The organism is Duffyella gerundensis, assembly GCF_001517405.1.
In the GTDB taxonomy this organism is placed as follows: domain Bacteria; phylum Pseudomonadota; class Gammaproteobacteria; order Enterobacterales; family Enterobacteriaceae; genus Duffyella; species Duffyella gerundensis.
Genome location: NZ_LN907827.1, coordinates 1,637,157 through 1,662,412 on the forward strand (window position 1 = coordinate 1,637,157; position 25,256 = coordinate 1,662,412).

At 58.1% G+C, this 25,256-nt stretch carries 23 protein-coding genes; 15 read left to right on the forward strand and 8 right to left on the reverse strand.

The window, feature by feature from the left end:
* Window positions 1-31: 31 nt before the first annotated feature.
* Complete coding sequence (locus tag EM595_RS07580) at window positions 32-925, reverse strand: DMT family transporter (protein ID WP_067429853.1); 894 nt, start codon at window positions 923-925, stop codon at window positions 32-34.
* A 202-nt stretch (window positions 926-1,127) separates the two neighbouring features.
* Here EM595_RS07580 and EM595_RS07585 point away from each other — a divergent pair, with 202 nt between their 5' ends.
* Window positions 1,128-1,835: a glutamine amidotransferase gene (locus EM595_RS07585; protein WP_067429856.1), complete on the forward strand. Its 708-nt coding sequence runs from the start codon at window positions 1,128-1,130 to the stop codon at window positions 1,833-1,835.
* A gap of 10 nt (window positions 1,836-1,845) precedes the next feature.
* Here EM595_RS07585 and EM595_RS07590 read toward each other — a convergent pair whose 3' ends face one another.
* The 4 genes from EM595_RS07590 to EM595_RS07605 form a co-directional block, all read right to left on the reverse strand.
* Window positions 1,846-2,127 (reverse strand): putative quinol monooxygenase, encoded by a 282-nt coding sequence (locus EM595_RS07590; RefSeq protein WP_067429859.1) that lies wholly within the window; start codon window positions 2,125-2,127, stop codon window positions 1,846-1,848.
* 57 nt (window positions 2,128-2,184) lie between these two features.
* On the reverse strand, window positions 2,185-2,577 hold the full coding sequence (locus EM595_RS07595; RefSeq protein ID WP_067429862.1) for a VOC family protein: 393 nt from the start codon (window positions 2,575-2,577) through the stop codon (window positions 2,185-2,187).
* A 196-nt stretch (window positions 2,578-2,773) separates the two neighbouring features.
* Window positions 2,774-3,355 (reverse strand): YceI family protein, encoded by a 582-nt coding sequence (locus tag EM595_RS07600; RefSeq protein ID WP_067429865.1) that lies wholly within the window; start codon window positions 3,353-3,355, stop codon window positions 2,774-2,776.
* 136 nt (window positions 3,356-3,491) lie between these two features.
* On the reverse strand, window positions 3,492-4,055 hold the full coding sequence (locus EM595_RS07605; protein WP_067429868.1) for a class I SAM-dependent methyltransferase: 564 nt from the start codon (window positions 4,053-4,055) through the stop codon (window positions 3,492-3,494).
* Between the two features lie 254 nt (window positions 4,056-4,309).
* Between EM595_RS07605 and exaC the strand changes: the two genes are divergently transcribed.
* The 8 genes from exaC to EM595_RS07645 all read left to right on the forward strand — a co-directional run bounded on the left by exaC (window position 4,310) and on the right by EM595_RS07645 (window position 12,845).
* Window positions 4,310-5,830, forward strand: coding sequence for an acetaldehyde dehydrogenase ExaC (exaC, locus tag EM595_RS07610; protein ID WP_067429870.1), 1,521 nt, complete (start codon window positions 4,310-4,312; stop codon window positions 5,828-5,830).
* Window positions 5,831-5,971: 141 nt separating this feature from the next.
* Window positions 5,972-6,172 (forward strand): hypothetical protein, encoded by a 201-nt coding sequence (locus tag EM595_RS07615; protein ID WP_067429873.1) that lies wholly within the window; start codon window positions 5,972-5,974, stop codon window positions 6,170-6,172.
* Between the two features lie 314 nt (window positions 6,173-6,486).
* Window positions 6,487-7,644 carry a mandelate racemase family protein gene (locus EM595_RS07620; protein WP_067429876.1) on the forward strand — a complete coding sequence of 386 codons (1,158 nt, stop codon included), beginning with the start codon at window positions 6,487-6,489 and terminating at the stop codon, window positions 7,642-7,644.
* A 29-nt stretch (window positions 7,645-7,673) separates the two neighbouring features.
* Window positions 7,674-9,302 carry an ABC transporter substrate-binding protein gene (locus EM595_RS07625; RefSeq protein WP_067429879.1) on the forward strand — a complete coding sequence of 543 codons (1,629 nt, stop codon included), beginning with the start codon at window positions 7,674-7,676 and terminating at the stop codon, window positions 9,300-9,302.
* Window positions 9,299-10,336, forward strand: coding sequence for an ABC transporter permease (locus EM595_RS07630; RefSeq protein WP_067429887.1), 1,038 nt, complete (start codon window positions 9,299-9,301; stop codon window positions 10,334-10,336). Before EM595_RS07625 ends, EM595_RS07630 begins: the two co-directional genes overlap by 4 nt.
* Entirely contained in the window at window positions 10,333-11,235 is a 903-nt protein-coding gene (locus tag EM595_RS07635; RefSeq protein WP_067429890.1) for an ABC transporter permease, read from the forward strand. Before EM595_RS07630 ends, EM595_RS07635 begins: the two co-directional genes overlap by 4 nt.
* Entirely contained in the window at window positions 11,207-12,067 is an 861-nt protein-coding gene (locus tag EM595_RS07640; RefSeq protein ID WP_067429892.1) for an ABC transporter ATP-binding protein, read from the forward strand. The genes EM595_RS07635 and EM595_RS07640 overlap by 29 nt, the downstream gene beginning before the upstream one ends.
* A gap of 22 nt (window positions 12,068-12,089) precedes the next feature.
* Window positions 12,090-12,845 carry an ABC transporter ATP-binding protein gene (locus tag EM595_RS07645; RefSeq protein ID WP_067435263.1) on the forward strand — a complete coding sequence of 252 codons (756 nt, stop codon included), beginning with the start codon at window positions 12,090-12,092 and terminating at the stop codon, window positions 12,843-12,845.
* 289 nt (window positions 12,846-13,134) lie between these two features.
* Here the strand turns inward: EM595_RS07645 and EM595_RS07650 are convergent, their stop codons facing one another.
* Window positions 13,135-15,048, reverse strand: coding sequence for a methyl-accepting chemotaxis protein (locus EM595_RS07650; protein WP_197608080.1), 1,914 nt, complete (start codon window positions 15,046-15,048; stop codon window positions 13,135-13,137).
* A 195-nt stretch (window positions 15,049-15,243) separates the two neighbouring features.
* Window positions 15,244-16,362: an ABC transporter ATP-binding protein gene (locus tag EM595_RS07655; protein ID WP_067429898.1), complete on the reverse strand. Its 1,119-nt coding sequence runs from the start codon at window positions 16,360-16,362 to the stop codon at window positions 15,244-15,246.
* Window positions 16,363-16,689: 327 nt separating this feature from the next.
* Between EM595_RS07655 and EM595_RS07660 the strand changes: the two genes are divergently transcribed.
* Genes EM595_RS07660 through EM595_RS07685 form a run of 6 tightly spaced genes read left to right on the forward strand, consistent with a single transcriptional unit; the run spans window position 16,690 to window position 23,752 of the window.
* A complete protein-coding gene (locus EM595_RS07660; protein ID WP_067429900.1) occupies window positions 16,690-17,910 on the forward strand; it encodes an extracellular solute-binding protein in 1,221 nt (406 codons plus the stop codon).
* 39 nt (window positions 17,911-17,949) lie between these two features.
* Window positions 17,950-19,257 carry a carbohydrate ABC transporter permease gene (locus EM595_RS07665; protein ID WP_067429901.1) on the forward strand — a complete coding sequence of 436 codons (1,308 nt, stop codon included), beginning with the start codon at window positions 17,950-17,952 and terminating at the stop codon, window positions 19,255-19,257.
* A gap of 9 nt (window positions 19,258-19,266) precedes the next feature.
* Window positions 19,267-20,118: a sugar ABC transporter permease gene (locus tag EM595_RS07670; protein ID WP_067429904.1), complete on the forward strand. Its 852-nt coding sequence runs from the start codon at window positions 19,267-19,269 to the stop codon at window positions 20,116-20,118.
* A gap of 3 nt (window positions 20,119-20,121) precedes the next feature.
* The gene (locus tag EM595_RS07675) at window positions 20,122-21,285 is read left to right on the forward strand and encodes a glycoside hydrolase family 53 protein (protein ID WP_067429906.1); all 1,164 of its coding nucleotides are present in this window, start codon (window positions 20,122-20,124) and stop codon (window positions 21,283-21,285) included.
* 45 nt (window positions 21,286-21,330) lie between these two features.
* Entirely contained in the window at window positions 21,331-23,388 is a 2,058-nt protein-coding gene (locus EM595_RS07680) for a beta-galactosidase (protein WP_067435266.1), read from the forward strand.
* Window positions 23,389-23,437: 49 nt separating this feature from the next.
* Complete coding sequence (locus tag EM595_RS07685; RefSeq protein WP_067435269.1) at window positions 23,438-23,752, forward strand: PTS sugar transporter subunit IIB; 315 nt, start codon at window positions 23,438-23,440, stop codon at window positions 23,750-23,752.
* A gap of 145 nt (window positions 23,753-23,897) precedes the next feature.
* Here the strand turns inward: EM595_RS07685 and EM595_RS07690 are convergent, their stop codons facing one another.
* The gene (locus EM595_RS07690; protein WP_067429908.1) at window positions 23,898-25,160 is read right to left on the reverse strand and encodes a maltoporin; all 1,263 of its coding nucleotides are present in this window, start codon (window positions 25,158-25,160) and stop codon (window positions 23,898-23,900) included.
* Window positions 25,161-25,256: the final 96 nt, after the last annotated feature.

A 25,256-nucleotide genomic window follows, 5' to 3' on the forward strand; every position in this document is an offset into this window, starting at 1 on the left:
TCTGCCGCCGTGTGCGGCAGAGGCTGATCACCTATTTATGTCGACGTAACCGCAGGCGTGGAAAACGCGCATGCATACGCAAATTTCGCAGATTAATCACCGCAATCGCCGTTCCCGCAATCACCAGCAGCGCACCAAAAATCTTGAAAGAATTCATGCTGTCGCCCAGCACCAGCACGCCCATGATCACTGACAGCACCGGCGTCAGCAGTGAATAGGGCATGATCAGATTGACGTTATATTTGCGCAGCAGCCAGTACCAGACCGAATAGGCGAGAATCGACGAACAGATGGCGCTGTATAAAATGCCAAACCAGCCGTGCCAGCCAGCGTGGCTCAGCGCATACAGCTGGTGGGATTCCATAATCCACGACGCGCTGCCAACAATCGGAATCGCCAGAAAGGAGATCCAGGCGGTCAGCGTCAGGGGTTTAATCGGCGGCGAAGTCTTCACAATCAGATTACTGATCGCCCAGCCACAGGCGCTGCACAGCAGGATCAGTAACACCCACCACGCGGGAATGGTTGGACTGCCGGTCAGCACCACCACGCCGCTCAGCGATATCGCAATGCCCAGCAGCTGAATCGGCGACAGACGCTCTTTGAGAATGGCCATTGCCAGCAGCATGGCGATCGGCGTACCGAGCTGCACCACGATGGCGCCGGTGCCGGCATCGGTAAAACTCATGCCAACAAACAGCAGCGAAAAGTGCATAAAGCCAAAGGTAAACGCCAGCGGCAACAGAAAGCGCAGCTGTGACCGCGAGATGCGGCAGAAGGGCACCAGAATAATCGCGACCACGACAAAGCGCATCAGGGTGAGAAACAGCGGCGGCAGCTCCTGCAAGCCCCATTTCACCGCGACGTTATTGAATGCCCATAGCGAAACCACCATGATGACCAGAAAAAAGTGACGCAGTGCCAACGGTCTGTCCTTACTGTTTCAGTTGTGAATTGACCTTATTATCATGGCACGATCCGCGACCTGCAGGTGAGCGAGGTCACATTTTTTTTAGCGGCGGCCTTTTGTGATTTTTGCATAATGATATTGCGAAAAGCGATGAGACGCGGCAGCAGGATGCTGGCAAACTGGTCTTATCACTCGCTGTTCTGAGGAATCACGCCGCATGACCCATTCTGCTGTTTTACCGCTGGCTTTAATTCAACTCGAGGTGCCGCCGCCGCATGTGGCGGAAAAAATTGGTGAGCAGGCGCAGTGGTTCATCGATGCGCTGGCGCTGCAGCCAGAGGATTATATTATCGTTCGCCCGCATCTTGGCGAGGCGCTGCCCGATTTCAACGCGGTCAGCGGCGCCATTCTCAGCGGCTCGTGGGCTATGGTTACCGATCATCTGGAGTGGAGCGAGCGCACCGCCGCCTGGATTCGGGCGGGGACGGAAGAGGCGTTGCCGCTGTTTGGCGTCTGCTACGGCCACCAGCTGATCGCCTGGGCGCTGGGCGGCGAGGTCGGTGACAATCCGCGCGGCTGGGAACGCGGGCTGATCGACATTGAACTGCATGATGCCAGCCTGCCATTACCCGCACGTTTTCCGGTGTGGCTGTCGCACCGTCAGTCGGTGCTGCGTCCACCGCAGCGTGCGCAGGTGCTGGCGCATTCAGCGCTGGAAGGGTGTCAGATATTGCGTTATTCGCCGCAGATGCTGTCGGTGCAGTTCCACCCTGAGTTTTCCGCCGAGATTATGCGCGCCTGCCTGCCCGAAACGAGCACGGCTGCCGTACCGCAGATGCCGCAGCCCGACTGGGCGCGCCAGCTGTTAACCGATTTCTGGCAGCAGTGCCAGCAGCAAACCTTACCCGCCGCCGCTGCCCGTTAAGGGATTTGCGTCACTCCGCGTTCACTTCCGTTATCTCATACTCGCGCACAATGGCGCGGGTTGCTTCGCCCCAGGCGGAGGCACGGGTGCGCTGCTGATGCGCGGCAAAGGTCTCGCGATCGCTGAACTGCTCTTCCACGCGCCAAATTAGCGGGTCATCGGTGACGGTGACCTCAAACGCGAGGCAGCCGGTTTCGGCGTGGGTAAGGCGTGTATGTTCAGGCAGCAGACGACGCACGATATCCGCTTCTGCCTGAGTGGCGCAGCGTAAAATTCCGGTGAGGACGATCATAAGTTTTCCAGATAAAACAGGAGAAAACTGCGGATGACGCCGCAGTTAACGGGTGACTTACTGTGGACGGTAAAGTGCACACAGCTTGTGGCCATCGGGATCGCGCACGTAGGCCAGAAAGACCGGGCCGGTGCTGCCGTTACGCAGGCCGGGTTCCGCTTCGACTGGCGTGGCGCCATGCTGCACGGCCACATCGTAAAATTCCTGCACCTGCGCTTCGGAATCACACTTGAAGCCGAGGGTGCCGCCGTTAGCTGGGGTAGCCGGCTCGTCGTTGATCGGTTCGCTGAGACAAAACGTGTTGCCTTCATGGCGATAAAACAGCCTGACGTGGCCAGTCGCGGCGGTGTTAAACACGCCTTCACCCGCGCCAATCACGCCGAGCACCGCATCATAGAATCTTTTCGCGCCTTCAATATCGTTGGTACCAATCATTACATGAGTAAACATGACAGCTCCTGAAGTATGGATGAACGCAATGCTCATCCCTGAAAAGGCATAGCTGGCATTATCATAGCGTGTAAATTGCCGCAACGGTGTGATTGTTAACGCAATTATGTTGCCTGATGTAAAACAGACGGCCGGGATAACGTCGAGGCGGGAGAGAAAACAGACTCCGCGTCAGGGCAGACGCGGAGCGCAAAGCTTACTTCGCGTAGGCTTCGGTAGAAAGGGTCAGCGTAACGTCATCGCCCACCGCTGGCACATATTTGTCCAGTTTGAAATCGGAGCGTTTGATGGTGCCGGTGGCGTCAAAACCGATCGCCTCTTTCTTCACCATTGGGTGCTCGGCCTGCTTGTTCAGCGTCGCATGCAGCGTCACCGGTTTAGTGATGCCTTTCAGGGTCAGATTACCTTCAACGTCAAATTTGTTGTCGCCTTTGGCCGTCACGCGGGTGCTGTGAAAGGTGGCGGTAGGGTATTTGGCGGTATCAAAATAGTCCGCGCCCTTAAACTCTTTGGTCAGCGCAGGTACATGGCTGTCAATCTGGGTGATCGGCAGCGTCACGTCGACTTTAGATTTTTCCGGCTGCGCCTTATCAAACACCAGCGTACCGGTTGTGTTAGCGATATAGGCAGTAGGATGAGAGAAGCCGAAGTGATTCCAGGCCACCACCACCGACGTGTGCTCCGGGTTCAGCTGATAGCTGACCGGCGCCGCGTGGGTCAGGGGCGCCCATAAGGTTGAGAGTACCAGCAGTGGCAGTAATTTTTTGACGTTATTCACGTTTCTTTCCTCAGGTTTCAGGGCAATCCGTTGAGTGTGCGTGAAAAGCGTGCCAGCGCATAGTGAAGAGATTTGCCCTTCACATTCAAATTAATTCAGCGATCTCACGGCGTTACCGTTGCTGCTTTTTACGCCATCAGGTACGGAAATGGCGGGTGCAGCGATAGACCCAGGCGGGCGGCATATTGCGCAGCACGCGACGCCGCTGCCAGGTGAAATAGCGTGACAGATCGGCCTGCGTCAGCGAGGTGTACTGAAACTGCACAAACACGCCGTTAGGCGCCAGCGCACGATGCGCGGCGGCCAAAATCGCCTGGCGGGTCTGCGGCGGCAGCGAGAGCAGCGGCAGGCCAGACATGATCACATCATAATGGCCCTCCATCAGCTCGGCGGAACAGTCGCGCACCTGCAAACGCGGATCGTCAATGCGACGCAGTTTTTGCACCAGCGGCGGGCTGATCTCAAACACTTCCAGCGCGGACTGCGGCAGCATATTTTGCAGCAGCACGCGCGTCAGTACGCCATCGCCCGCGCCCAGTTCGGCGATGCGATGCGCGGCTGACCAGTCAACTTCCTGCGCCATTGCCCGGCACAGCGCCTGCGAAGAGGGAGTGATACTGCCCATATGGCGTGGGTTACGGATAAACTGCCGGATAAAATCGGCCTTCGTACGCATTAACGTCATGGCTGAAGCCAACATCTAACCTCCGGGTAAACTCGCTGAAAACGAACGCCGTTTGGCTTGTTGACCACGCTCAGTGAGCAAGTTCCCTTGTAAGCAGTAATGACCCGAAAAGTCAGACAAATCTTGCTCACGCCATTCTCTCCGACTGCATTTCTTTTTGCGGCCGTCACAGTTTTTTCAGCGCGAATCTGACAGGCTGCGCACAGCGATTAATGTTAATTAATAGTTATCCGATTGTTACACCTATCCGCTTTGTAAGGAGCCTGACCATGCGCTACGCCTATCCCACCGAAACTGACTCGCTGATCCAGCTGCGCCAGCGCTACGGAAACTTCATCAACAACGCCTTTGTGCCGCCGGTGCAGGGCAACTACTTCACCAACACCTCGCCGGTTAACGGATCGGTGATTGGTGAATTTCCGCGCTCCGATAAAGAAGACGTTGAGCGCGCGCTGGATGCCGCACACGCCGCCGCCGAAAGCTGGGGGAAAACCTCGGTACAGCAACGCTCGCTGCTGCTGCTGAAAATTGCCGATCGCCTGGAAGAGAACCTGGAGCGGCTGGCGGTGAACGAAACCTGGGATAACGGCAAGCCGGTGCGCGAAACGCTGGCCGCCGATCTGCCGCTGGCGGTGGATCATTTCCGCTATTTCGCCGGCTGTTTGCGTGCGCAGGAGGGCAGCGCAGCGGAGATCGACGAATTTACCGCGGCCTACCATTTTCATGAGCCGCTGGGCGTGGTGGCGCAGATTATACCGTGGAATTTCCCGCTGCTGATGGCGGCGTGGAAGCTCGCCCCGGCACTGGGCGCGGGCAACTGCGTGGTGCTGAAACCGGCCGAGCAGACGCCGCTGTCGATCACGCTGTTTGTGGATCTGATTAAAGATATTCTGCCGCCGGGCGTGCTGAACGTGATTCACGGTTTTGGCCGCGAAGCGGGTGAAGCGCTGGCAGGCAACGTGCGCATCGCCAAGGTCGCCTTTACCGGCTCAACCGCCACCGGCGGCCATATTCTGGAGCTGGCGGCGAAAAACCTGATCCCATCCACCGTTGAGCTGGGCGGCAAATCACCTAACATCTTCTTTGAAGACATCATGCAGGCGGAACCGTCGTTTATTGAGAAGGCTGCAGAAGGGCTGGTGCTGGGCTTCCTCAATCAGGGAGAAATCTGTACCTGTCCTTCGCGCGCGCTGGTGCAGGAATCGATTTACGAGCCGTTCCTGGCGGCAGTAATGAAACGCATCGCCACCATCAAACGCGGCGATCCCATGGACAGCGAAACCATGGTGGGCGCGCAGGCGTCACAGCAGCAGTTCGATAAAATCCTTTCCTATCTCGATATCGCTCGCCAGGAAGGTGCCGAGGTGCTGACCGGCGGCGGCGTGGAGAAACTGGAAGGCGGGCTGGCGACCGGTTATTACATTCAGCCTACGCTGCTGAAGGGCAACAACACCATGCGCGTATTTCAGGAGGAGATTTTCGGACCGGTGATCGGCATCACCACGTTTAAAGATGAAGCGGAGGCGATCGCTATCGCCAACGACTCCATATACGGCCTTGGCGCGGGCGTCTGGACGCGCGACATCAACCGCGCCTATCGCGTCGGTCGTGCCATCAAAGCGGGGCGTGTCTGGACCAACTGTTATCACCTCTACCCGGCGCACGCCGCCTTTGGTGGTTACAAAAAATCGGGCATCGGCCGTGAAACGCACAAGATGATGCTGGATCACTATCAGCAAACCAAAAATCTGCTGGTGAGCTACAGCACTGAGCCGCTAGGCTTTTTCTGATTCTGCGGGCAGTGCCAGCGCCATGCTGAGAAATAAGCGGAGATTGAGCCCTGTCCTGGCGATCGGACAGGTAAATTTCCGCTATAACTATGTCATACAGCGGCGCGTTTGCCGCATGACTTTCATCATTGCAGGAATTGTATGACAACGTATGGACAGCCCGCTCTTCAGGAAGAGATCCTCGACGCGGTTGAGGAGAGCCTGATTTCGGTAAATTTGCCTGGCCGTCACCATATCTGGCTGATAGGCAAACAGGATTACGATCTGCTGCTGGTGACTAAAAAGCAGGATGCCTCGCAACTGCTGTGGCAGCAGCTGGAACAGGAATACCGCTTCTCCTGATCCTCTTTTCACTTTCGTCATGCGCAGCAGCCCGGCTCCCGCCGGGCTGCTGCTTTTCATGCCTCTGCCCAATTCTGCGCTTCATCATTACCTTCTCTCTGTCGCGTGGTTTTCGCCGTTTTCGCGCGCCGTGCGGACGATCACAAACCGGTAACATTTCGTGAAAATGCTCACACCAGCCAGGGCAGTTGCCCAACAATTGGCCGTTAATCACCACGCTTTGGCTAACGATTAGCCAGTGATTCCTGTTTATATTGTAAATGAAACGACGTTTTAAAAATGACGTTACAGGATACTGTATAAGGGAGCACACCGTGAAAATTACCGATGTCAGCGTCACCGTTTTTACCTATCCCACACGCCGCAGCGTCGACAGCGCCGGCCATTCCCATCCCGGCGAGATGTCGCAGGCCAGCATGGCGATGCTCACCATCAGCACCGACGAGGGCGCACAGGGATACTCTTTTGCGCCGCCAGAGGTCGTCAGACCGCACGTGGTGAACGCCTTTTTCAAAAAGGTGCTGGTGGGCCAGAATCCGTTTGACCGCGAGCGGCTGTGGCAGGATCTGGTGCACTGGCAGCGCGGCAGCGCCCATCAGCTGACCGAGCGCGCGCTGTCGTTTGTTGAGCAGGCGCTGTGGGATCTGATCGGCCGCAAACTCAATATGCCGGTACATAAACTGCTGGGCGGCTATCGCGAAAAGGTGCCCGCTTACGGCAGCACCATGTGCGGCGACGAGCTGAAAGGCGGCCTGTCGACGCCGGACGAGTACGCCGAGTTCGCCCTCAAGCTGGTGGCGCGCGGCTATCAGGCGATCAAACTGCACACCTGGATGCCGCCGGTCTCGTTTGCCCCTAACCCAAAAATGGATATCAAAGCCTGCGCCGCGGTGCGGGAAGCGGTCGGGCCGGATATCGCCCTGATGATTGACGGCTATCACTGGTACAGCCGCAGCGAAGCGTTAACTATCGGTAAGGCGCTGGAGAAGCTCGATTTTGCCTGGTTTGAAGAGCCGATGCAGGAAGAGAGCATGTCATCTTATGTCTGGCTGGCCGACAACCTGTCGATTGACGTGATCGGCCCGGAGAGCCTCGGCGGCAAGCATCACAGCCGCGCCGACTGGGTAAAAGCGGGTGCCTGCGACATTCTGCGCGCCGGAGCCAACGGCGTTGGCGGCATTTCACCGACCATGAAAGTGGCGGCGCTGGCCGAGGCGTTCGGCATGGATTGTGAGGTACACGGCAACGGTGCCGCGAGCCTGGCGGTGGTTGGCGCGATTCGTAACTGCCGCTGGTACGAGCGCGGGCTGCTGCATCCGTTCCTTGATTACGACGAGGTGCCGGCGTACCTCAATGCGCTGGTCGATCCGATGGATGAGCAGGGCTTTGTGCACCTGCCAACGCGACCTGGCCTCGGTGAAGATATCAACTTCGACTATATCGACAGCCACGCGGTGCGCAACATCGCCTGATCCTCCCTGAACCTGCTGGAAGTGACAACATGAACACTGGCTCCCGTACCGGGGCGTGGCTGTTTGCGCTCCTGATGTTGATTTCTGTTCCCTCGCTGCAGGCGCGCACGCCGCCCGATCAGCTGATCATCGGCATGAACATGAACAACCTGTTGACCCTCGATCCGGCGGCAATGACCGGCAACGAGGTGGTGGGCATCGTGGTGAATCTCTACGACTCGATGATCGAGCTGGACCCCAACCGGCTCACCGAGGTACGGCCGGCACTGGCCAGCAGCTGGCAGGTCAATGAGGCGCGCGATCGGCTGACCTTCCAGCTGCGCAAAGACGTCAAGTTTCACTCCGGCAATCCGCTGACCGCGCAGGATGTCGTCTGGTCGATGCGCCGCATCCTGCACCTGAATCTGGCGCAGGCGTCGGTGTGGAAATCATACGGCTTCAGCAAAAAGAACGTCGATGAGATGGTTACCGCACCGGACGATTACACCGTGGTCATCCAGCTGCCGAAAGCCAACGATCCTAATCTGGTGCTCTATTCGCTGGCCGCTCTGGGCAGCGGTTCCGTACTCGACAGCGCCACGGTGAAAAGCCACGAGCAGAATGGCGACTGGGGTAACCGCTGGCTGACCACTCATGAGGCGGGTTCAGGGCCGTTTACCCTCGATACCTGGCAGGCGAAAGATGTGCTGCGCATGAACCGTAATGCTGATTACTGGCGTGGCGACATCAAGCTGTCGCGCGTGGTGTATCGCCATTTTCAGGAGTCGCAGACGCTGCGGCTAATGATGGAAAAGGGCGATCTGGATGTTGCCAGCAACATGGCGATGGCCGATCTACGCGCGCTGCGCCACGATCCAGATGTCACCATCGACGCGGTGAAAAAAGGCACCATCTACTACGTGGCGATGAGCATGAAGGAGTCGCACTTTGCCAACGCCAAAGTACGTGAGGCGGTGCGTTATCTTATCGATTATCAGGGCATTAACAGGGCGCTGATGGCCGGGTATGGCGAGCTGCACCAGCGGCCGATTCAGAGCGGTCCGGCGACGCTGCCCGATCCTGGCTACCGGCTCAACGTTGAAAAAGCCAAACGTCTGCTGGCCGAGGCGGGCTATCCGCAGGGCTTTGACACCACGCTGCGCGTCCTGGCCGATCAGCCGTTTCTTAATATCGCCATTGCGGTGCAGTCGACGCTGATGCAGGCGGGCATTCGCGCCAAAATCATCACCGGCACCGGCAACCAGATTTACGGCGCGATGCGCGAGCGCCGGTTCGACATGCTGGTCGGGCGCGGCGGCAGCGGCGTGGAGCCGCATCCACATTCCAGCCTGCGTGCGCTGGTCTATAACCCGGATAACAGCGACGCCGCGCGCCTGACCAACTTTCAGGGCTGGCGCACCGGCTTTTACGACGCCGGGCTGAACAAGGCGATCGACAGCGCGCTGCTGGAGCGCGACGCGGCGAAACAGCAGCAGGATTATCACGCCATTCAGCGCCGGTATGACCAGCTGATTCCGGCGCTGATTCCGGTCTCGCAGATGGTGGATTCGGTGGTGGTCAGCAACCGCGTGCGTGATTTTCAGCCGCATCCTTCCGCCACTACCTTCTTGCGCGATGTCTATAAAACCGCTGATGCCCCATCAGGAGAGACGCCATGACCGCTGCTGCGTTATTTACCGCTAACCGCGCCAGGCGGCTCAGTCGACGCCTGTTGCATATCGCCATTACGCTGTTTGGCCTGCTGGTGCTGACCTTTTTCATTGGCCGAGTGATGCCGGTGGATCCGGTGCTGGCGATTGTCGGCCCCGATGCCGATCACGCCACCTATCAGCAGGTTTATCACCAGCTCGGCTTCGATCGCCCGCTGTGGATGCAGTTTCTGATCTATCTGCAATCACTGCTGCAGGGCGATCTCGGTAATGCCCTGTTAACCGGCAAGCCGGTGAGCAGCGACATCCTGCGCGTCTTTCCGGCAACGCTGGAGCTGGCGACGCTGGCGATCATCATCGGCGCCGGGCTGGGCATTCCGCTTGGTGTGCTGGCGGCGGCGCGCCGTAACAGCCTGGCCGATTACGCGGTACGCATTGTCAGCCTGGCGGGCTACTCAACGCCGATATTTTGGGTCGGCATGGTCGGGCTGCTGGTGTTCTACGCTGCGCTTGGCTGGGTCGGCGGCGCCGGACGCGTCGATCTCAGCCTTGATGGCCAGGTCACGCGTCATACCGGGCTGCTGGTGGTTGACGCTATTCTGGCAGGTAACGGCGCGGTACTGCGCAGCGCGCTCAACCATCTGATTTTGCCCGCCTCGCTGCTCGGTTTTCACTCGCTCGCCTACATCAGCCGCATGACGCGCAGCTTTATGCTGGCGCAGCTGTCGCAGGAATTTGTCATCACCGCGCGGGTTAAAGGCTTGAGCGAATGGCAGGTGATCTGGCATCACGCCTTCCGCAATATTCTGGTGCAGCTGCTGACGGTGGTAGCGCTGGCCTATGGCTCGCTACTGGAGGGCGCGGTGCTGATCGAAACCGTATTTTCCTGGCCCGGCTTTGGCTCCTATCTCACCAGCAGCCTGATGCTGGGCGACATGAACGCGGTGATGGGCTGCGTGCTGGTGGTGGGCGTGATTTTTGTGCTGCTCAATCTCTTCTCCGACCTGCTGTATCAGGTCTTTGATCCGAGGACTAAAGTATGACCGTTTCGCTGGACTCCTCTTTTAACAGCGGCAGCGAGCGGCTCGCCCGCCTGCGGCGCCGCGCCACGCGCATTGGCCATTTTCTCTGGCTAATGGCGCGCAATCCACTGACCGCCATTGGCGGCAGCATTGTGCTGCTGCTGATGATCGTCGCGCTGTTTGCACCGTGGATCGCGCCATACTCGCCGCTGGTGCAGGATCTCAACAACGCGCTGAGCCCGCCGGGTGCCGCCCACTGGTTTGGCACCGACGAGTTTGGGCGCGATATTTTCAGTCGGCTGGTTTATGGCTCGCGCATCACGCTCTACATCGTGCTGCTGGTGTCGGTGACCGTCGGGCCGCTTGGCCTGCTGCTGGGCATCACCGCCGGTTATTTTGGCGGCAAGGTGGATGCGGTGCTGATGCGCATTACCGATATTTTTATCTCCTTTCCCAGCCTGGTGCTGGCGCTGGCGTTTGTTGCCGCATTAGGTCCTGGCCTTGAGCATGTGGTCATCGCCATTACGCTCACCGCCTGGCCGCCCATTGCGCGACTGGCCCGAGCCGAAGCGCTGTCGTTGCGTCAGGCGGATTTTATCTCCGCGGTGCGCTTGCAGGGTGCCTCATCGGTACGCGTGCTGGCGCGCCATATTCTGCCGCTGTGCATGCCGTCGGTGATTATCCGCATCACCATGAACATGGCGGGCATTATTCTCACCGCTGCCGGTCTCGGCTTTCTCGGACTCGGTGCGCAGCCGCCCGATCCGGAGTGGGGTGCCATGATCTCCAGCGGCCGCAGCTACATGATGGAGTGCTGGTGGGTGGTAACCGTTCCGGGACTGGCGATTCTGATCAACAGTCTGGCATTCAACTTCTTAGGAGATGGCCTACGTGACATCCTCGATCCCCGCAATGAATAGCCCGCTGCTCGATGTGCAGGATCTGCATGTCAGCTTTGTCTCCGGCGGTCAGCTCACCCAGGCGGTGCGCGGCGTCTCGTTTCAGCTGGGCCGTGAAAAACTGGCCATTGTCGGCGAGTCCGGTTCCGGTAAATCCACCGTCGGGCGCGCGCTGCTACAGCTGCATCCGGCCAAAGCCCGCATCACAGCGCAGGCGATGCGCTTCGGGGAGTTCGATCTGCTCAACGCCAGCGCGGCTGAGATGCGCGGCATTCGCGGCAAGCGCATTTCTATGATCATGCAGGACCCAAAATACTCGCTGAATCCGGTGCTCTGCGTTGGCGAGCAGATCGCCGAAGCCTGGCGCATCCACCACAAAAGCAGCGCGGCAGCGGCCAAAGCGCGGGTGATTGAGATGCTCGACGTGGTGCGCATCCGTGAGCCGCAGCGGGTCTATAACCTCTATCCGCACGAAATTTCCGGCGGGCAGGGGCAGCGCATCATGATCGCCATGATGCTGATCACCGATCCTGAACTGGTGATCGCCGATGAGCCCACCTCGGCGCTCGACGTCTCGGTGCGCATGCAGGTGCTGGAGCTGCTGGATGACCTGGTCAAATCACGCGGCCTGGGGCTGATATTCATCAGCCACGATCTGAATCTGGTGCGGCATTTTTGCGACCGGGTGTTGGTGATGTACGCCGGGCGCGTGGTGGAATCGATCGCCGCCGCCGATCTCGATCGCGCGCAGCATCCTTACACCCAGGGCCTGCTTAATGCACTGCCCGACATGAACCATCGGCGCCCGCGTTTGCCGGTGCTGCAACGCCAGGCGAGCTGGCTGACCGAATAAGGAACGCAACATGGCTGAACCGATGATCGCGGTGCGTAACCTGAACCTCAGCTTTGGCGAAGATGCCCAGGCGAGTCAGGTGCTGTTTGATGTGAACTTCGAGGTGAATCAGGGCGAGATTTTTGGCCTGGTGGGCGAATCCGGATCGGGCAAAACCACGGTGCTGAAGTGCCTGGCCGGGCTGTTTACCCACTGGCAGGGCGAGCTGGCCATTAACGGTGCGCCGCTGGCCCATGAGATAGGCCGTGAGCGCTGTCGGCTGGTACAGATGGTGTTTCAGGACCCTTACGGCTCGCTGCATCCGCGTCATACCATTGGCGATATTCTTGAGGAGCCGCTGCATATCCATCAGATCGGTCAGCAGGATAAAAAGGTGTGCGAGATGCTGGAGAAAGTGGGGCTGAGCCGCGCCTATCGCAGCCGCTATCCGCATCAGCTCTCCGGCGGTCAGCGGCAACGCGTCGCCATCGCCCGCGCGCTGATTTTGCAGCCGCGTGTGCTGTTGCTGGATGAGCCGACCTCGGCGCTCGACGTCTCGGTCCAGGCGGAAATCCTCAACCTGCTCAGCGATCTGCAGCAGCAGGAGCAGCTCACCTGGCTGATGGTGACCCACGATTTAGGCGTTATTGCGCATCTCTGCCATCGCGTCGGCGTCATGCAGTATGGCCGCCTGCTGGAGACGCTGGATGTGGAGGATCTGCTGCACGATCGTGCCCGCGAGTCCTATACGCAAACGCTGGTCAGCGCCAGCCGCGACTACCCTCGCGCCGCGGTGTAAAGTGGCGGGATGACGCACGAAAAACAGGGCAAGCCGTTTTAAAATTGGCTTCAAAACTGAAGCGTGTCGTGCCGTTTTGATATCGCTTACGCATTTCAGCGATGGCAATGGGCGTATGGGCCGCTTATGGCAGACGCTGATTCTGAGCGAATGGCGAGCAGAACGGGTATAGCTCCCAAAAAAGGCGGCCGCTGGCAGATTGTTTAACCTCTTTATTCGTTTGATGCGCCATAAAAAAACCACGCCGCGGCGTGGTTTTTGTGTGTTAGCGGCTGGATGGCAGAACAAATCAGAAGGTTTCCCAGCCCGCATCGGCGGCAGGCGATGCCGCTTGCAGGCGCAGCGGCTTGCTTACCGCTGCAGGCTGACGCACCGGGCTTTCGTTGGCAGAGATTTTAAATACCGCCACTACCTGCTCCAGCTGCTCTGCCTGCGACTCCAGCGAGCCCGCCGCGGCAGAAGACTCTTCCACCAGCGCGGCGTTTTGCTGCGTCGTGGTGTCCATCTCCGCCATCGCCTGAGCGATCTGGCTGATGCCCTGATTCTGTTCATCGGACGCCGCAGCAATTTCGCCCATGATATCGCGCACCTGTTTCACCGAATGAACGATTTCCGCCATGGTTTCACCGGCGCGGCTGACCAGCGCCGATCCATCGCTGACGCGATTGACTGAATCGCTGATCAGCGCCTCAATCTCTTTGGCCGCTACCGAGCTGCGGTGCGCCAGGTTGCGCACTTCGCCCGCCACAACCGCAAAGCCACGGCCCTGTTCACCGGCGCGAGCCGCTTCTACCGCGGCGTTCAGCGCCAGAATATTGGTCTGGAAGGAGATGCTGTTAATGACCGAAATGATTTCGCCGATTTTACCGGAGCTGCTGCTGATGCCATCCATGGTGCTAATCACTTTCTGGATGATCTCGCCGCCGCGTCCGGCATTGGTGGAGGCGTCCGCTGCCAGCTGGCTGGCATGATGGGCGTTCTCGGCATTCTGTTTCACCGTTGAGGTCAACTGCTCCATGCTGGCAGCGGTTTGCACCACGGCGGCAGACTGCTGTTCAGTACGTGAAGAGAGATCGGCATTGCCCGCGGCGATTTCAGCCGAGGCGCGCGCCACGCTGCTGACGCCGTCACGCACGTTAACGATAATCGCCTTCAGGCTCTGGTTCATGCTGTTAACCGCCTGCATCAGCTGGCCAATCTCATCGCCACGCTGAGTATCGAGTTCCACCGTCAGGTCGCCTTTGGCGATGCGTTGTGCGGCGCTTAGCGTGTGACCCAGCGGCACGGTGATGATGCGGGTCATGCGCCAGGCGATCAGCAGGCTGAGCAGAATACACACGCCGGACGCGACCGCAATGCGCCACTCAGCGGTTTTAACAAATCCCGCCGACAGCTGTGACTGATAGGCAAAAATCTCCGCTACCGAGGTGTTCAGTTTGCCTGCCGCATCAGTCAGCTGGGCAGACACGGCATTTTGCGTGGTGCTGGCGGTAATGTAGGCGGTCATGGCGGCGGTGTGCTGTTCAATCACTGCCATCGCCGCAACCAGTGCGCTTTGCTGCTCAGCAGGCAGCAGCGGTTGCAGCTGCGAGGTCATTTTTTCCAGCTCGTCAGAGATTGCCATGGCGCGCTGCTGGAGTTCTTCAGTTGGTGCGATGATGAACTGCTGCGCCAGCAGCGTAGCTTCTTTCACCGCAGAGGCCATGCGCGCGGCCAGCATCGCTGCTTCCGGTGCGGCGGCAACGCCAAAGCCATCCAGCTGATGCGCTACGTCCCACAATGGCTGCGCGTTAACCGCTGTTGCTGCCTGAACTTTCACTTTTGACACGTCAACAAACTTCTGACGCTGCGCTTTGTACTGACTCAGCGTGTCACCAATGGAGGCAATTTTATCCGCGCCCTCATCGCTCCAGTGGAAAGCCGCCAGCTTGCTGTAGTGTACTGACAGTTGATTCATCGCCTCGGCATTCAGCTGAGCGTACTTTTCATCCTGGGTATACTGGAAAAGCGTGCGGTTGAGGCGTGCCTTGCTCAGCGTATTCACCATTTCAACGGTAAGGCTGCGTCGGGCAGAGTTATCTTTGATATTAGAAAAACTGCTGAAGGCGAAGAGGGCGATCACCAGCGAGGCGGCAATCACCACCAGAAAACCGCCAGCCAGCTTCTTGCCTATTTTGATATCGTTGAACCGTGCAAAAATCATAACGTTCACCATGAGGGGGACAGAGGTCAATGACAAAAAAGATGCGTTCCGTGCAACCAGTTGTGCGTGGTCTTGTCATTACTATCGTCATGGTGAGCGTTTAATTTATGCTCAGTTGAAAATTAAATTGGCTTAAGAACGTTTACGTCACATTTTATTTACTGCGGTTTAACACCCGTGGGCCAGTACGGCGCATTAACCGACCTGATTTTCCGGCAGCACGATACCGCTGCTGATGCGCAGGCCGCTCTCGTCGAACACCATGCACTGATGTGGATGAAACGCCGGACGCAACGTCTGATAAGGGCGGAAGTGGACATCGCCCGGCAGCAGCATCTTAAAACCGTCGTAGCCGTGGCTCTGTCCAAACAGATAGGTGTTGTTGCCAAGACGTTCCACCACTTCGCAGTGGAAATCGAGGGTTAACGTACCTTCGCCGCCCACCTGCAAATGCTCCGGGCGAATGCCGAGCATCAGCGGCTCACCGGCGCTGAGCATGCGCGACGGCGCGGGCAGCGCGAAGCTGTGCTCACCGTCGTTGATCTCCACCACCAGCGCCGCCGGGTTGCAGCTTTTCACTTTAGCCGGCAGGAAGTTCATCTTGGGCGAGCCGATAAAGCCAGCGACAAAACGATTCACCGGGTTGTAATAGAGTTCCATCGGCGAACCCACCTGTTCGACCTTGCCGTAATTCATCACCACGATTTTGTCGGCCAGCGTCATCGCTTCCACCTGATCGTGCGTCACATAAACCATGGTGGTTTTCAGCTCCTGATGCAGTTTGGCGATGTGCAGGCGCATATCGACGCGCAGTTCGGCATCCAGGTTAGAAAGCGGCTCATCAAACATAAACACCCGCGGATTACGCACGATGGCGCGACCAATCGCCACGCGCTGGCGCTGTCCACCGGAGAGCTGTTTAGGTTTGCGATCCAGCAGGTGCGACAGCTGCAAGGTTTTCGACACCATCTCCACCTGATGGCGAATCTGATCTTTTGCCACGCCGTTGACCTTCAGGCCATAGCCCATGTTCTCCGCCACCGTCATGTGCGGATAGAGCGCATAGGACTGAAACACCATTGCCACGCCGCGGTGTGAGGGCGCCACGTCGTTCATCAGCTCATCACCGATCAGGATTTCACCTTCGCTAACCTCTTCCAGCCCGGCAATCAGCCGCAGCAGCGTGGATTTACCGCAGCCCGATGGCCCGACAAACACCGTGAACTCACCATCTTCAATATCCAGCTGAACGTTTTTCAGCGTTTCCGTTTTGCCAAAGCGTTTGGCGACGTTTCGTAGTCTGATGCTGGACATGCTAATCCTTGAGGGTAGAGGCGGGTGGCGTGATGTTGTGTATTACGTGTAACAATCCGCCAATTCTGCCGCCAGGGCTGATGAAACATGGCCTGACTATAACGCCGTCATCCGGTGCGCCCTAGGGCATGCTTCCATTTTTGTAATACGGATCACATATTAGAAAAGCCGGGCTGGAGCGGCTGGCGGCTTGCGCGTAGCGTATGGCCTCAACACGCCGATGGCGGAGCATACATTCCCCTTTCTAACGCGAAAACGAGGTGGCGACCTGTGCCACGGCAGCGATTGAAAATGGCTAAAATGTCATACCTTCACATGGAGTTCGCAATGAGAATAAAAACCACGGTTACCTTGCTGTTATCCGCGTTGGCGATGAGCCAGATGGCGCATGCCGCTCAACAGCTCACCGTCTGGGAAGATATTAAAAAATCGGACGGCATTAAAACCGCCATTGCTGACTTCCAGAAGCAGTACAACGTGGAAGTAAAAGTGCAGGAGATGCCTTTTGCTCAGCAGATTGAAAAGCTGCGGCTGGATGGCCCGGCGGGCATCGGCCCGGACGTGCTGGTGATCCCTAACGATCAGCTCGGCAGCTCGGTGGTACAAGGTTTATTAAGCCCGCTAACCCTGGATGCCAGCCAGCAGGCGGCCTATACGCCGTCGGCAATGGCGGCGTTTAAGCAGGGCGACGTGGTCTACGGCGTACCGAAGGCGGTAGAAACACTGGTGCTGATTTATAACAAAGATCTGCTGCCGTCGCCGCTGAAATCGCTGGATGAATACCGCGCCTTTTCAAAGAAAGCCCGCGAGGCGCAGCGCTACGGCCTGCTGGCCAAATTTGATCAGATCTATTACAGCTGGGGTGCGATTGCGCCGATGGGCGGCTACATCTTTGGCAAAGACAGCAAAGGGCTGATTAACACCAAAGACGTGGGCCTCAACACCGCGGGCAGCGTGGCGGCGGTGAGCTACCTGAAAAGCTTCTTCACTGAAGACTTGCTGCCGCGCGGCATCCTTGGCGACAACGGCCTGAACGCCATCGATTCGCTGTTTACCGAGAAAAAAGCTGCGGCGGTGATCAACGGCCCGTGGGCGTTCCAGCCTTATCAGGCGGCGGGCATTAACTACGGCGTTGCGCCACTGCCGCTGCTGCCCAACGGCAAACCGATGAGCTCGTTCCTCGGCGTGAAAGGCTACGTGGTCTCCACCTGGAGCAAGGACAAAACCCTGGCGCAGCAGTTCATTAACTTCATCAATCAGCCGCAGTACGTGAAGGTACGCTTCCAGAAAACCCAGGAAATTCCACCGGTGGTCGCGCTGATGAACGACCCGATCATCAAAGATGATGAAAAGGCCAGCGCCGTAGCGTTGCAGGCGGAGCGCGCGTCGGCGATGCCGGGCGTGCCGGAAATGCAGGAAGTGTGGGGACCGGCTAACGCCGCGCTGGAGCTGAGCGTGTCGGGCAAAGAAGAGCCGAAAGCGGCGCTGGATAACGCCGTGAAGCAAATCACCATGCAAATCGAAGCCATGCAGGCCAGCAACCAGTAAGCCATCGTTGCGGGCACCCGCACGGATAAGGATCGACCAGTGATGTTATCTTCCAGTGAAAAGCTGGCGCCCGGCGGGCGTCCGCACCGACATGCCGTCACAGGGCTGCTGCTCGCGCTGCTGCCCGGTTTCGGCCAGTTTTATCATCGCCAGTGGGCCAAGGGGCTCTGTTTTCTGCTGCTGCTGACCAGCTTTGTCGGCGTGTTTCATGACTTCCTGCGCGAAGGGCTGTGGGGGCTGGCGACGCTGGGTGACGTGGTACCGCGCGATAACTCGATTTTCCTGCTGGCAGAGGGGATCATCAGCGTGCTGGTGATCGCCTTTGGCCTGACGATTTGGGGTTTATCGTTTCGTGACGCCTGGCTCAATGGCCGCCGCCGCGATGAGGGCGAGCAGCTGCACAGCATCCGCAAGCAGTATCAGCTGCTGCTGCGCGAAGGCTTTCCTTACCTGATGATTTCGCCCGGCTTTATCCTGCTGGTCTTTGTGGTGGTGTTTCCGATTCTGTTCGGCTTCTCCATCGCTTTTACCAACTACAACCTCTATCACACGCCACCGGCGAAGCTGGTTGACTGGGTTGGTTTTAAGAACTTTATCAACATTTTTACCCTGTCGATCTGGCGCTCCACCTTCTTTGACGTGCTGCAATGGACGGTGGTCTGGACGCTGCTGGCGACCACGCTGCAGTGTACGGTCGGGGTGATGCTGGCGATTCTGGTTAACCAGAAAGACCTGCGCTTCAAACCGTTGATTCGTACCATTTTCATTCTGCCGTGGGCGGTGCCGGGCTTTGTCACCATTCTGGTGTTTGCCGGCATGTTCAACGACAGCTTTGGCGTGATTAACAACGCGATTCTCGATTTCTTCGGCATAGCGCCGAAAGCCTGGATGACCGATCCGTTCTGGAGCAAGGTAGCGCTGATCATGATGCAAACCTGGCTCGGCTTCCCGTTTGTGTTCGCCATGACCACCGGCGTGCTGCAGGCGATTCCGGAAGATCTCTATGAAGCGGCGATCATGGATGGCGCCAGCGCCTGGACGCGGCTGAAAACCATCACGCTGCCGCTGGTGCTCTATGCGATTGCGCCGATCATCATCACGCAATACACCTTCAACTTTAATAACTTCAACATCATCTACCTGTTCAACAACGGCGGGCCGGCGGTGGCGGGTTCCAATGCGGGCGGCACCGATATTCTGGTGTCGTGGATCTACAAGCTGACCATGTCGTCATCGCAATATGCGATTGCCGCCACCATCACCATTCTGCTGTCGATTTTTGTGGTCGGTCTGGCGCTGTGGCAGTTCCGCGCGACGAAATCGTTCAAGCAAGATGAGATGGCGTAAGGAAGCAATATGTCGAAATCTGCCAGTATTAAACGGGAAAAATGGCTGCGCCTGTCACTGACGTGGCTGGTGGTGATCGCCGTTTCCACCATTATTATCTATCCGCTGCTGTGGACGGTTGGCGCCTCATTTAACGCCGGTAACAGCCTGCTGAGCAGCTCTATTATCCCGGAAAACGGTTCGGTGGAGCACTACCGCAACCTGTTTGACGGCACGGTGCCTTATCTCACCTGGTACTGGAACTCGATGAAAATCAGCTTCATGACCATGGTGCTGACGCTGATCAGCGTCAGCTGTACCGCCTACACCTTTTCGCGCTTTCGCTTTAAGGGTCGGCAGAACGGGCTGATGCTGTTTTTGCTGCTGCAGATGATCCCGCAGTTCTCAGCGCTGATTGCCATCTTTGTGCTGTCGCAGCTGCTCGGACTGATCAACAGCCACATGGCGCTGGTGCTGATTTACGTGGGCGGCATGATCCCGATGAACACCTATCTGATGAAAGGCTACCTCGACGCCATTCCGCGCGATCTCGATGAGTCGGCACGTATGGACGGCGCGGGCAATTTCCGCATCTTCATTGAGATCATCATGCCACTCTCCAAGCCGATTCTGGCGGTGGTGGCACTGTTTTCGTTCACCGGTCCGCTGGGCGATTTCATTCTCTCCAGCACCATTTTGCGCACGCCGGAGCAGTTCACGCTGCCGATCGGCCTGTACAACCTGGTGTCGCAGAAAATGGGTGCCAGCTACACCACCTACGCCGCGGGCGCGGTGCTGATTGCCGTACCGGTCGCCATTCTCTATCTCGCCCTACAGAAATACTTCGTGTCCGGGCTGACATCGGGCAGTACCAAGGGATAACTCATGCAGATAAAACCACTTCTTATTGCCCTGGCGCTGGCCTGGGCAACACCGCTGTTCGCCGCCACGCCGGTGGATTTCGTGAAAGGCGCGGATATCTCCACCCTGCCGGAGCTGGAGAAACAGGGCGGCAAATTCTATAACGCCGCTAACCAGCAGCAGGATCCGATCGCCATTCTCAAGGCCAACGGCATCAACACGCTGCGCCTGCGCCTGTGGGTTGATCCCCGTGACGCCAGCGGCAAAGCCTACGGCGGCGGCACCAACGACCTGGAGACCACGCTGGCGCTGGCAAAGCGCGGCAAAGCGCAGGGCATGCAGCTGCTGCTCGACCTGCACTACAGCGATTTCTGGACCGATCCCGGCAAGCAGTTCAAACCCAAAGCCTGGGAAAAGCTGACCTTTCCGCAGCTGGAAAAGCAGGTGCATGACTACACCCGCGACACGCTTGCTCGTTTCAAACAGGCTGGCGTGATGCCGGAGATGGTGCAGATCGGCAATGAGCTGAACGGCGGCATGCTCTGGCCGGACGGCAAAAGCTGGGGACAAAACGGCGGTGAGTTTGACCGGCTGGCGGCGCTGTTAAAAGCGGGCATCAGCGGCGTGCGCGACAACCTCAGCGATCCCGGTCAGGTAAAAATCATGCTGCACCTCGCGGAGGGCACCAAAAACGACATGTTCCGCTGGTGGTTTGATGAGATCACTAAACGCCAGGTGCCGTTCGATGTGATTGGCCTGTCGATGTACACCTACTGGAACGGCCCGATTTCGGCGCTGAAAGCCAACATGGACGACATCAGCCAGCGCTATCAAAAAGATGTGATGGTGGTGGAAGCCGCCTACGCCTGGACCCTCGACAACTGCGACAGCGCGGAAAACAGCTTCCAGGCGAAAGAGGAGAAGGATGGCGGTTATCCCGCCACCGTCGCCGGGCAAACCGCCTATCTGCGCGATTTAATGCAGGCGATCCGGTCGGTGCCTGACCACCGCGGCAAAGGTCTTGTTTACTGGGAACCAACGTGGATTGCGGTTCCCGGCAACACCTGGGCTACGCCGGAAGGCATGAAGTACATCCACGACGAGTGGAAACAGGGCAATGCCCGCGAGAACCAGGCGCTGTTCGACTGCCAGGGAAAAGTGCTGCCGTCAATTCAGGTATTCCATTAATCCATTGGCGTAATGGCTGATGTTGCTGACATCTCTGAGGATTCTATGAGTAAATTTCCACCGCTAAGCGCCAGAGTTAATGCGTTACTGCATGGCGCGGACTACAACCCGGAACAGTGGACGCAGACGCCGGGCATCGTTGATAAAGACATTGAAATGATGAAACAGGCACACTGCAACGTGATGTCGGTTGGCATCTTTAGCTGGGCGAAGCTCGAGCCCGCCGATGGCGAGTACGATTTTGCCTGGCTGGACAGCCTGCTGGATAAGCTTCAGCAGAACAATATTGCAGTGTTTCTCGCCACGCCAAGCGGCGCGCGTCCGGCATGGATGTCGCAGAAATACCCGGAAGTGCTGCGCGTCGGGCGCGATCGCGTACCGGCGCTGCACGGTGGCCGCCATAATCACTGCATGACCTCGCCGGTTTACCGGCAAAAGGTCAGGGAGATGAACAGCGCGCTGGCCGACCGTTATGCGCACCATCCGGCGGTGATTGGCTGGCACATCTCCAATGAATATGGCGGTGAGTGCCACTGCGAACGTTGTCAGAGCGCCTTCCGCGGCTGGCTGCAACAGCGCTACGAGACGCTGGATAAGCTGAACCACGCCTGGTGGAGCGATTTCTGGAGCCACACCTACAGCGACTGGTCACAAATCGCCTCGCCGTCACCGCAGGGTGAAATGTCGATTCACGGCCTGAACCTCGACTGGCGGCGCTTTATGACCGATCAGGTCACCGATTTTTGCGCCGAAGAGATCAAACCCCTGAAGGCGGTGAATCCCGACCTGCCGGCTACCACTAACTTCATGGAGTATTTCTACGACTACGACTACTGGAAGCTGGCGCAGCCGCTGGATTTTATCTCCTGGGACAGCTATCCAACCTGGCACAACGAGAAAGATGAAACCACGCTCGCCTGCTACACGGCGATGTATCACGATCTGATGCGCACCCTGAAGCAGGGCCAGCCATTTGTGCTGATGGAGTCAACGCCGAGCGCCACCAACTGGCAACCCACCAGCAAGCTGAAAAAGCCGGGCATGCACATTCTGTCGTCGCTGCAGGCGGTGGCACACGGTGCCGATTCGGTGCAGTACTTCCAGTGGCGTAAAAGCCGCGGCTCGGTGGAGAAGTTCCACGGTGCGGTGGTGGATCACGTCGGCCATCTTGATACCCGCGTGGGCCGCGAAGTCAGCGAACTGGGCCGCATGCTGGCCGCAATGACGCCGGTGCAGGGCAGCCGCGTCGACGCAAAAGTGGCGATCATTTTTGACTGGGAAAGCCGCTGGGCGATGGACAACGCTCAGGGCCCGCGCAACATCGGCCTGCACTATGAGCGTACGGTAACGGAACATTATCGCGCCTTCTGGGAACAGGGCGTGGCGGTGGATGTGATCAATGCCGACGTCGATTTCAGCGGCTATTCGCTGGTGATCGCACCGATGCTCTATATGGTACGCGACGGCTTTGCCGGGCGCGCCCAGCGCTTTGTTGAAAACGGCGGGCACTTTGTCGCCAGCTACTGGAGCGGCATCGTTAACGAAAGCGATCTCTGCCATCTCGGCGGCTTTCCGGGGCCGCTGCGGCCGCTGCTCGGCATCTGGTCAGAAGAGATCGACAGCCTGGCAGAGGGCGAATTCAATGCGGTGCGCGGCATCAGCGGCAACCTGCTTGGCCTGAGCGGGCCCTATCAGGCGCGCGAGCTGTGCGAACATATTCATCTGGAAGGCGCCACCGCGCTGGCGAGCTACGAGAGTGATTTCTATGCCGGTCAACCGGCGGTCACGGTGAACAGCGTCGGCGCGGGCAAGGCGTGGTATATCGCATCACGCAACGATCTGGCGTTTCATCGCGACTTCTACGGCGCGCTGATTACCCGTCTGGCGCTGCCGCGCGCGCTGGCCACCGACTTCCCGCCGGGCGTCACCGCGCACCGTCGCACCGATGGCGTTCATTCGTTTATTTTCCTGCAAAACTTTACCGCGCGCACGCAAACGGTCGATCTGCCTGCCGGGCTTGAAGATCTGATTGCCGGTTCGCCGGTGGCCCGTTCACTCAATCTGGTGCCGTGGGATTGTCGGGTACTGCGCGGGCCGTTATAAGCCCGGGTCAGCAAATATGGCGGCAGCGATGCCGCCTGAGGAGAACATGATGGTAAGCCTTAAATCGTTTACGCATTACTTCAGCCGCCAGCCTCAGCCGTCAGCGGATGAGCCGGTGGATATGGCGATGCTCGAGCGTCTGCTGCACTGCTTTGGCGGCCGCGATAACATTGAGCAGGTTGATGCCTGTCTGACCCGCTTGCGGGTGCAGGTGAAATCACTGGCGCAGGTGGATTCCGCCGCGCTACAGCAGATGGGCGCAATTGGCGTGGTGATCCTCGGCCATGAGGTCCATGCTATTTTCGGTACGCAGTCCGATCGGCTGCGCCAGCTGCTCGACGCCCGCTTTTTTAAACCCGCCTGATACCCCGCGGGATAGCCAACCGGTTATCCCGCTTTCTCGCTGTTGCTTTCCGTATTGCCTCTTTGCATCGCTCTCTTTTTACCGCCGGAACGCCATAAAAAAAGGATGCCGCAGCATCCTTTTCGTGGGAGGCGACCTCAGCCGCTTACCACCAGGCTTCCACCTGCACGCCGAAGTTCCATGTGTTGTCAGCGGTGTTATCCTGGAAAGTGTTGCCCTGTTCTGAATCATTCAGGTAGGAAGCAAACACGCGTAGCTCAGGACGCGACATAAATTCACGACCGGCGGCGAGACCCAGCGCCAGAGTATATTTCTGTCCGGCCTGTTTGTAGTCGCTGCCGTCGCGGTTTTTATCTTTCTGCCAGAAACTGCCCACTTCACCAATGCCGCGCACGTAGTCGGTAAACTGGTACTGCGCCCGGCCAACCAGCGAGAGCAGGGTGGAGCTGTCGGTTTGTGCGGTGACGTTATCGGCTGAACCCCAGGTAAATACCTGATTCAGCGAGAAGCGGTCGGTGATCGGCAGCAGGCCGGTGTTGATCACGCGATAGCCTTTGGCATCACGGGTGTCGTTGTACATGTCATACCAGCCGCCGCCCTGCGACACCATGTTCTGCGCCAGACCTTTATCAGCGTACTGCACCACCAGCTTCTGGTAGCCGCTCCACATATCCTGGCTGACTTCGCCGGTGAGCATCACGCCGTTTTCCGCGTCATACAGGCCGCCGTACTCTTTCTGCTTGTCGGTGGCGTTAGGAATGGCGTAGTCGACGCCGAATTCAGTCCAGGCGCCGCTCCATGGCTTCCAGCCCGCATAACGCACGTCAATGTAGTTGATGTTCACGTCGTTATCGCCATCTTCGCGATAGTCGACGTCGTTGGCATCATTACGGATCCACGCCACAGAGATGGCGCCCGGGCCCAGGGTGTAGTTTTCCACACCGGCGCCGGAACCGGAGATGTTCCAGTATTTGGTATCGATGATGTGCAGATCGTGACGCTGGTAATAGCGCTTACCGCCCCAGATCACTGCGTTCTTATCACCCGGGATCAGGCCTTTGATCTGCAAATTAAGCTGACGCAGGCCAAACTGTGCGTCATCGCCCAAAGTGGTTTCGTTATCGTTGGACCCATCGGAAAACATGCTGACCATGGTGTCGACGTAAAAACTGACGTCATCTTTTTTGTAGACTTCGCTGCCCAGCTCCACTTCGCCATAGGTGTCCGCTTCGTTACCCAGACGGCCGATCTTGTTTTTTTGCCACTCTTCCATGCCACCATCGCGCGAAACGCCCACGCCGCCACGCAGATAACCGTGAAAATCGATGTTGTCGATCGCTGCGAGCAGGGAAGGGGAAGTCAGGGTTGCCGCCAGCGCCACCGCCAGCGTGCAAAGCTTAGTATTCATGTTATCCTCAGGGGTAATTGTCATACGTTCACATCGTGGCGACAGTTATCAATGAGCAAACAATTCCAGGCAATGCGAATCGGTGAATTGTGTGAG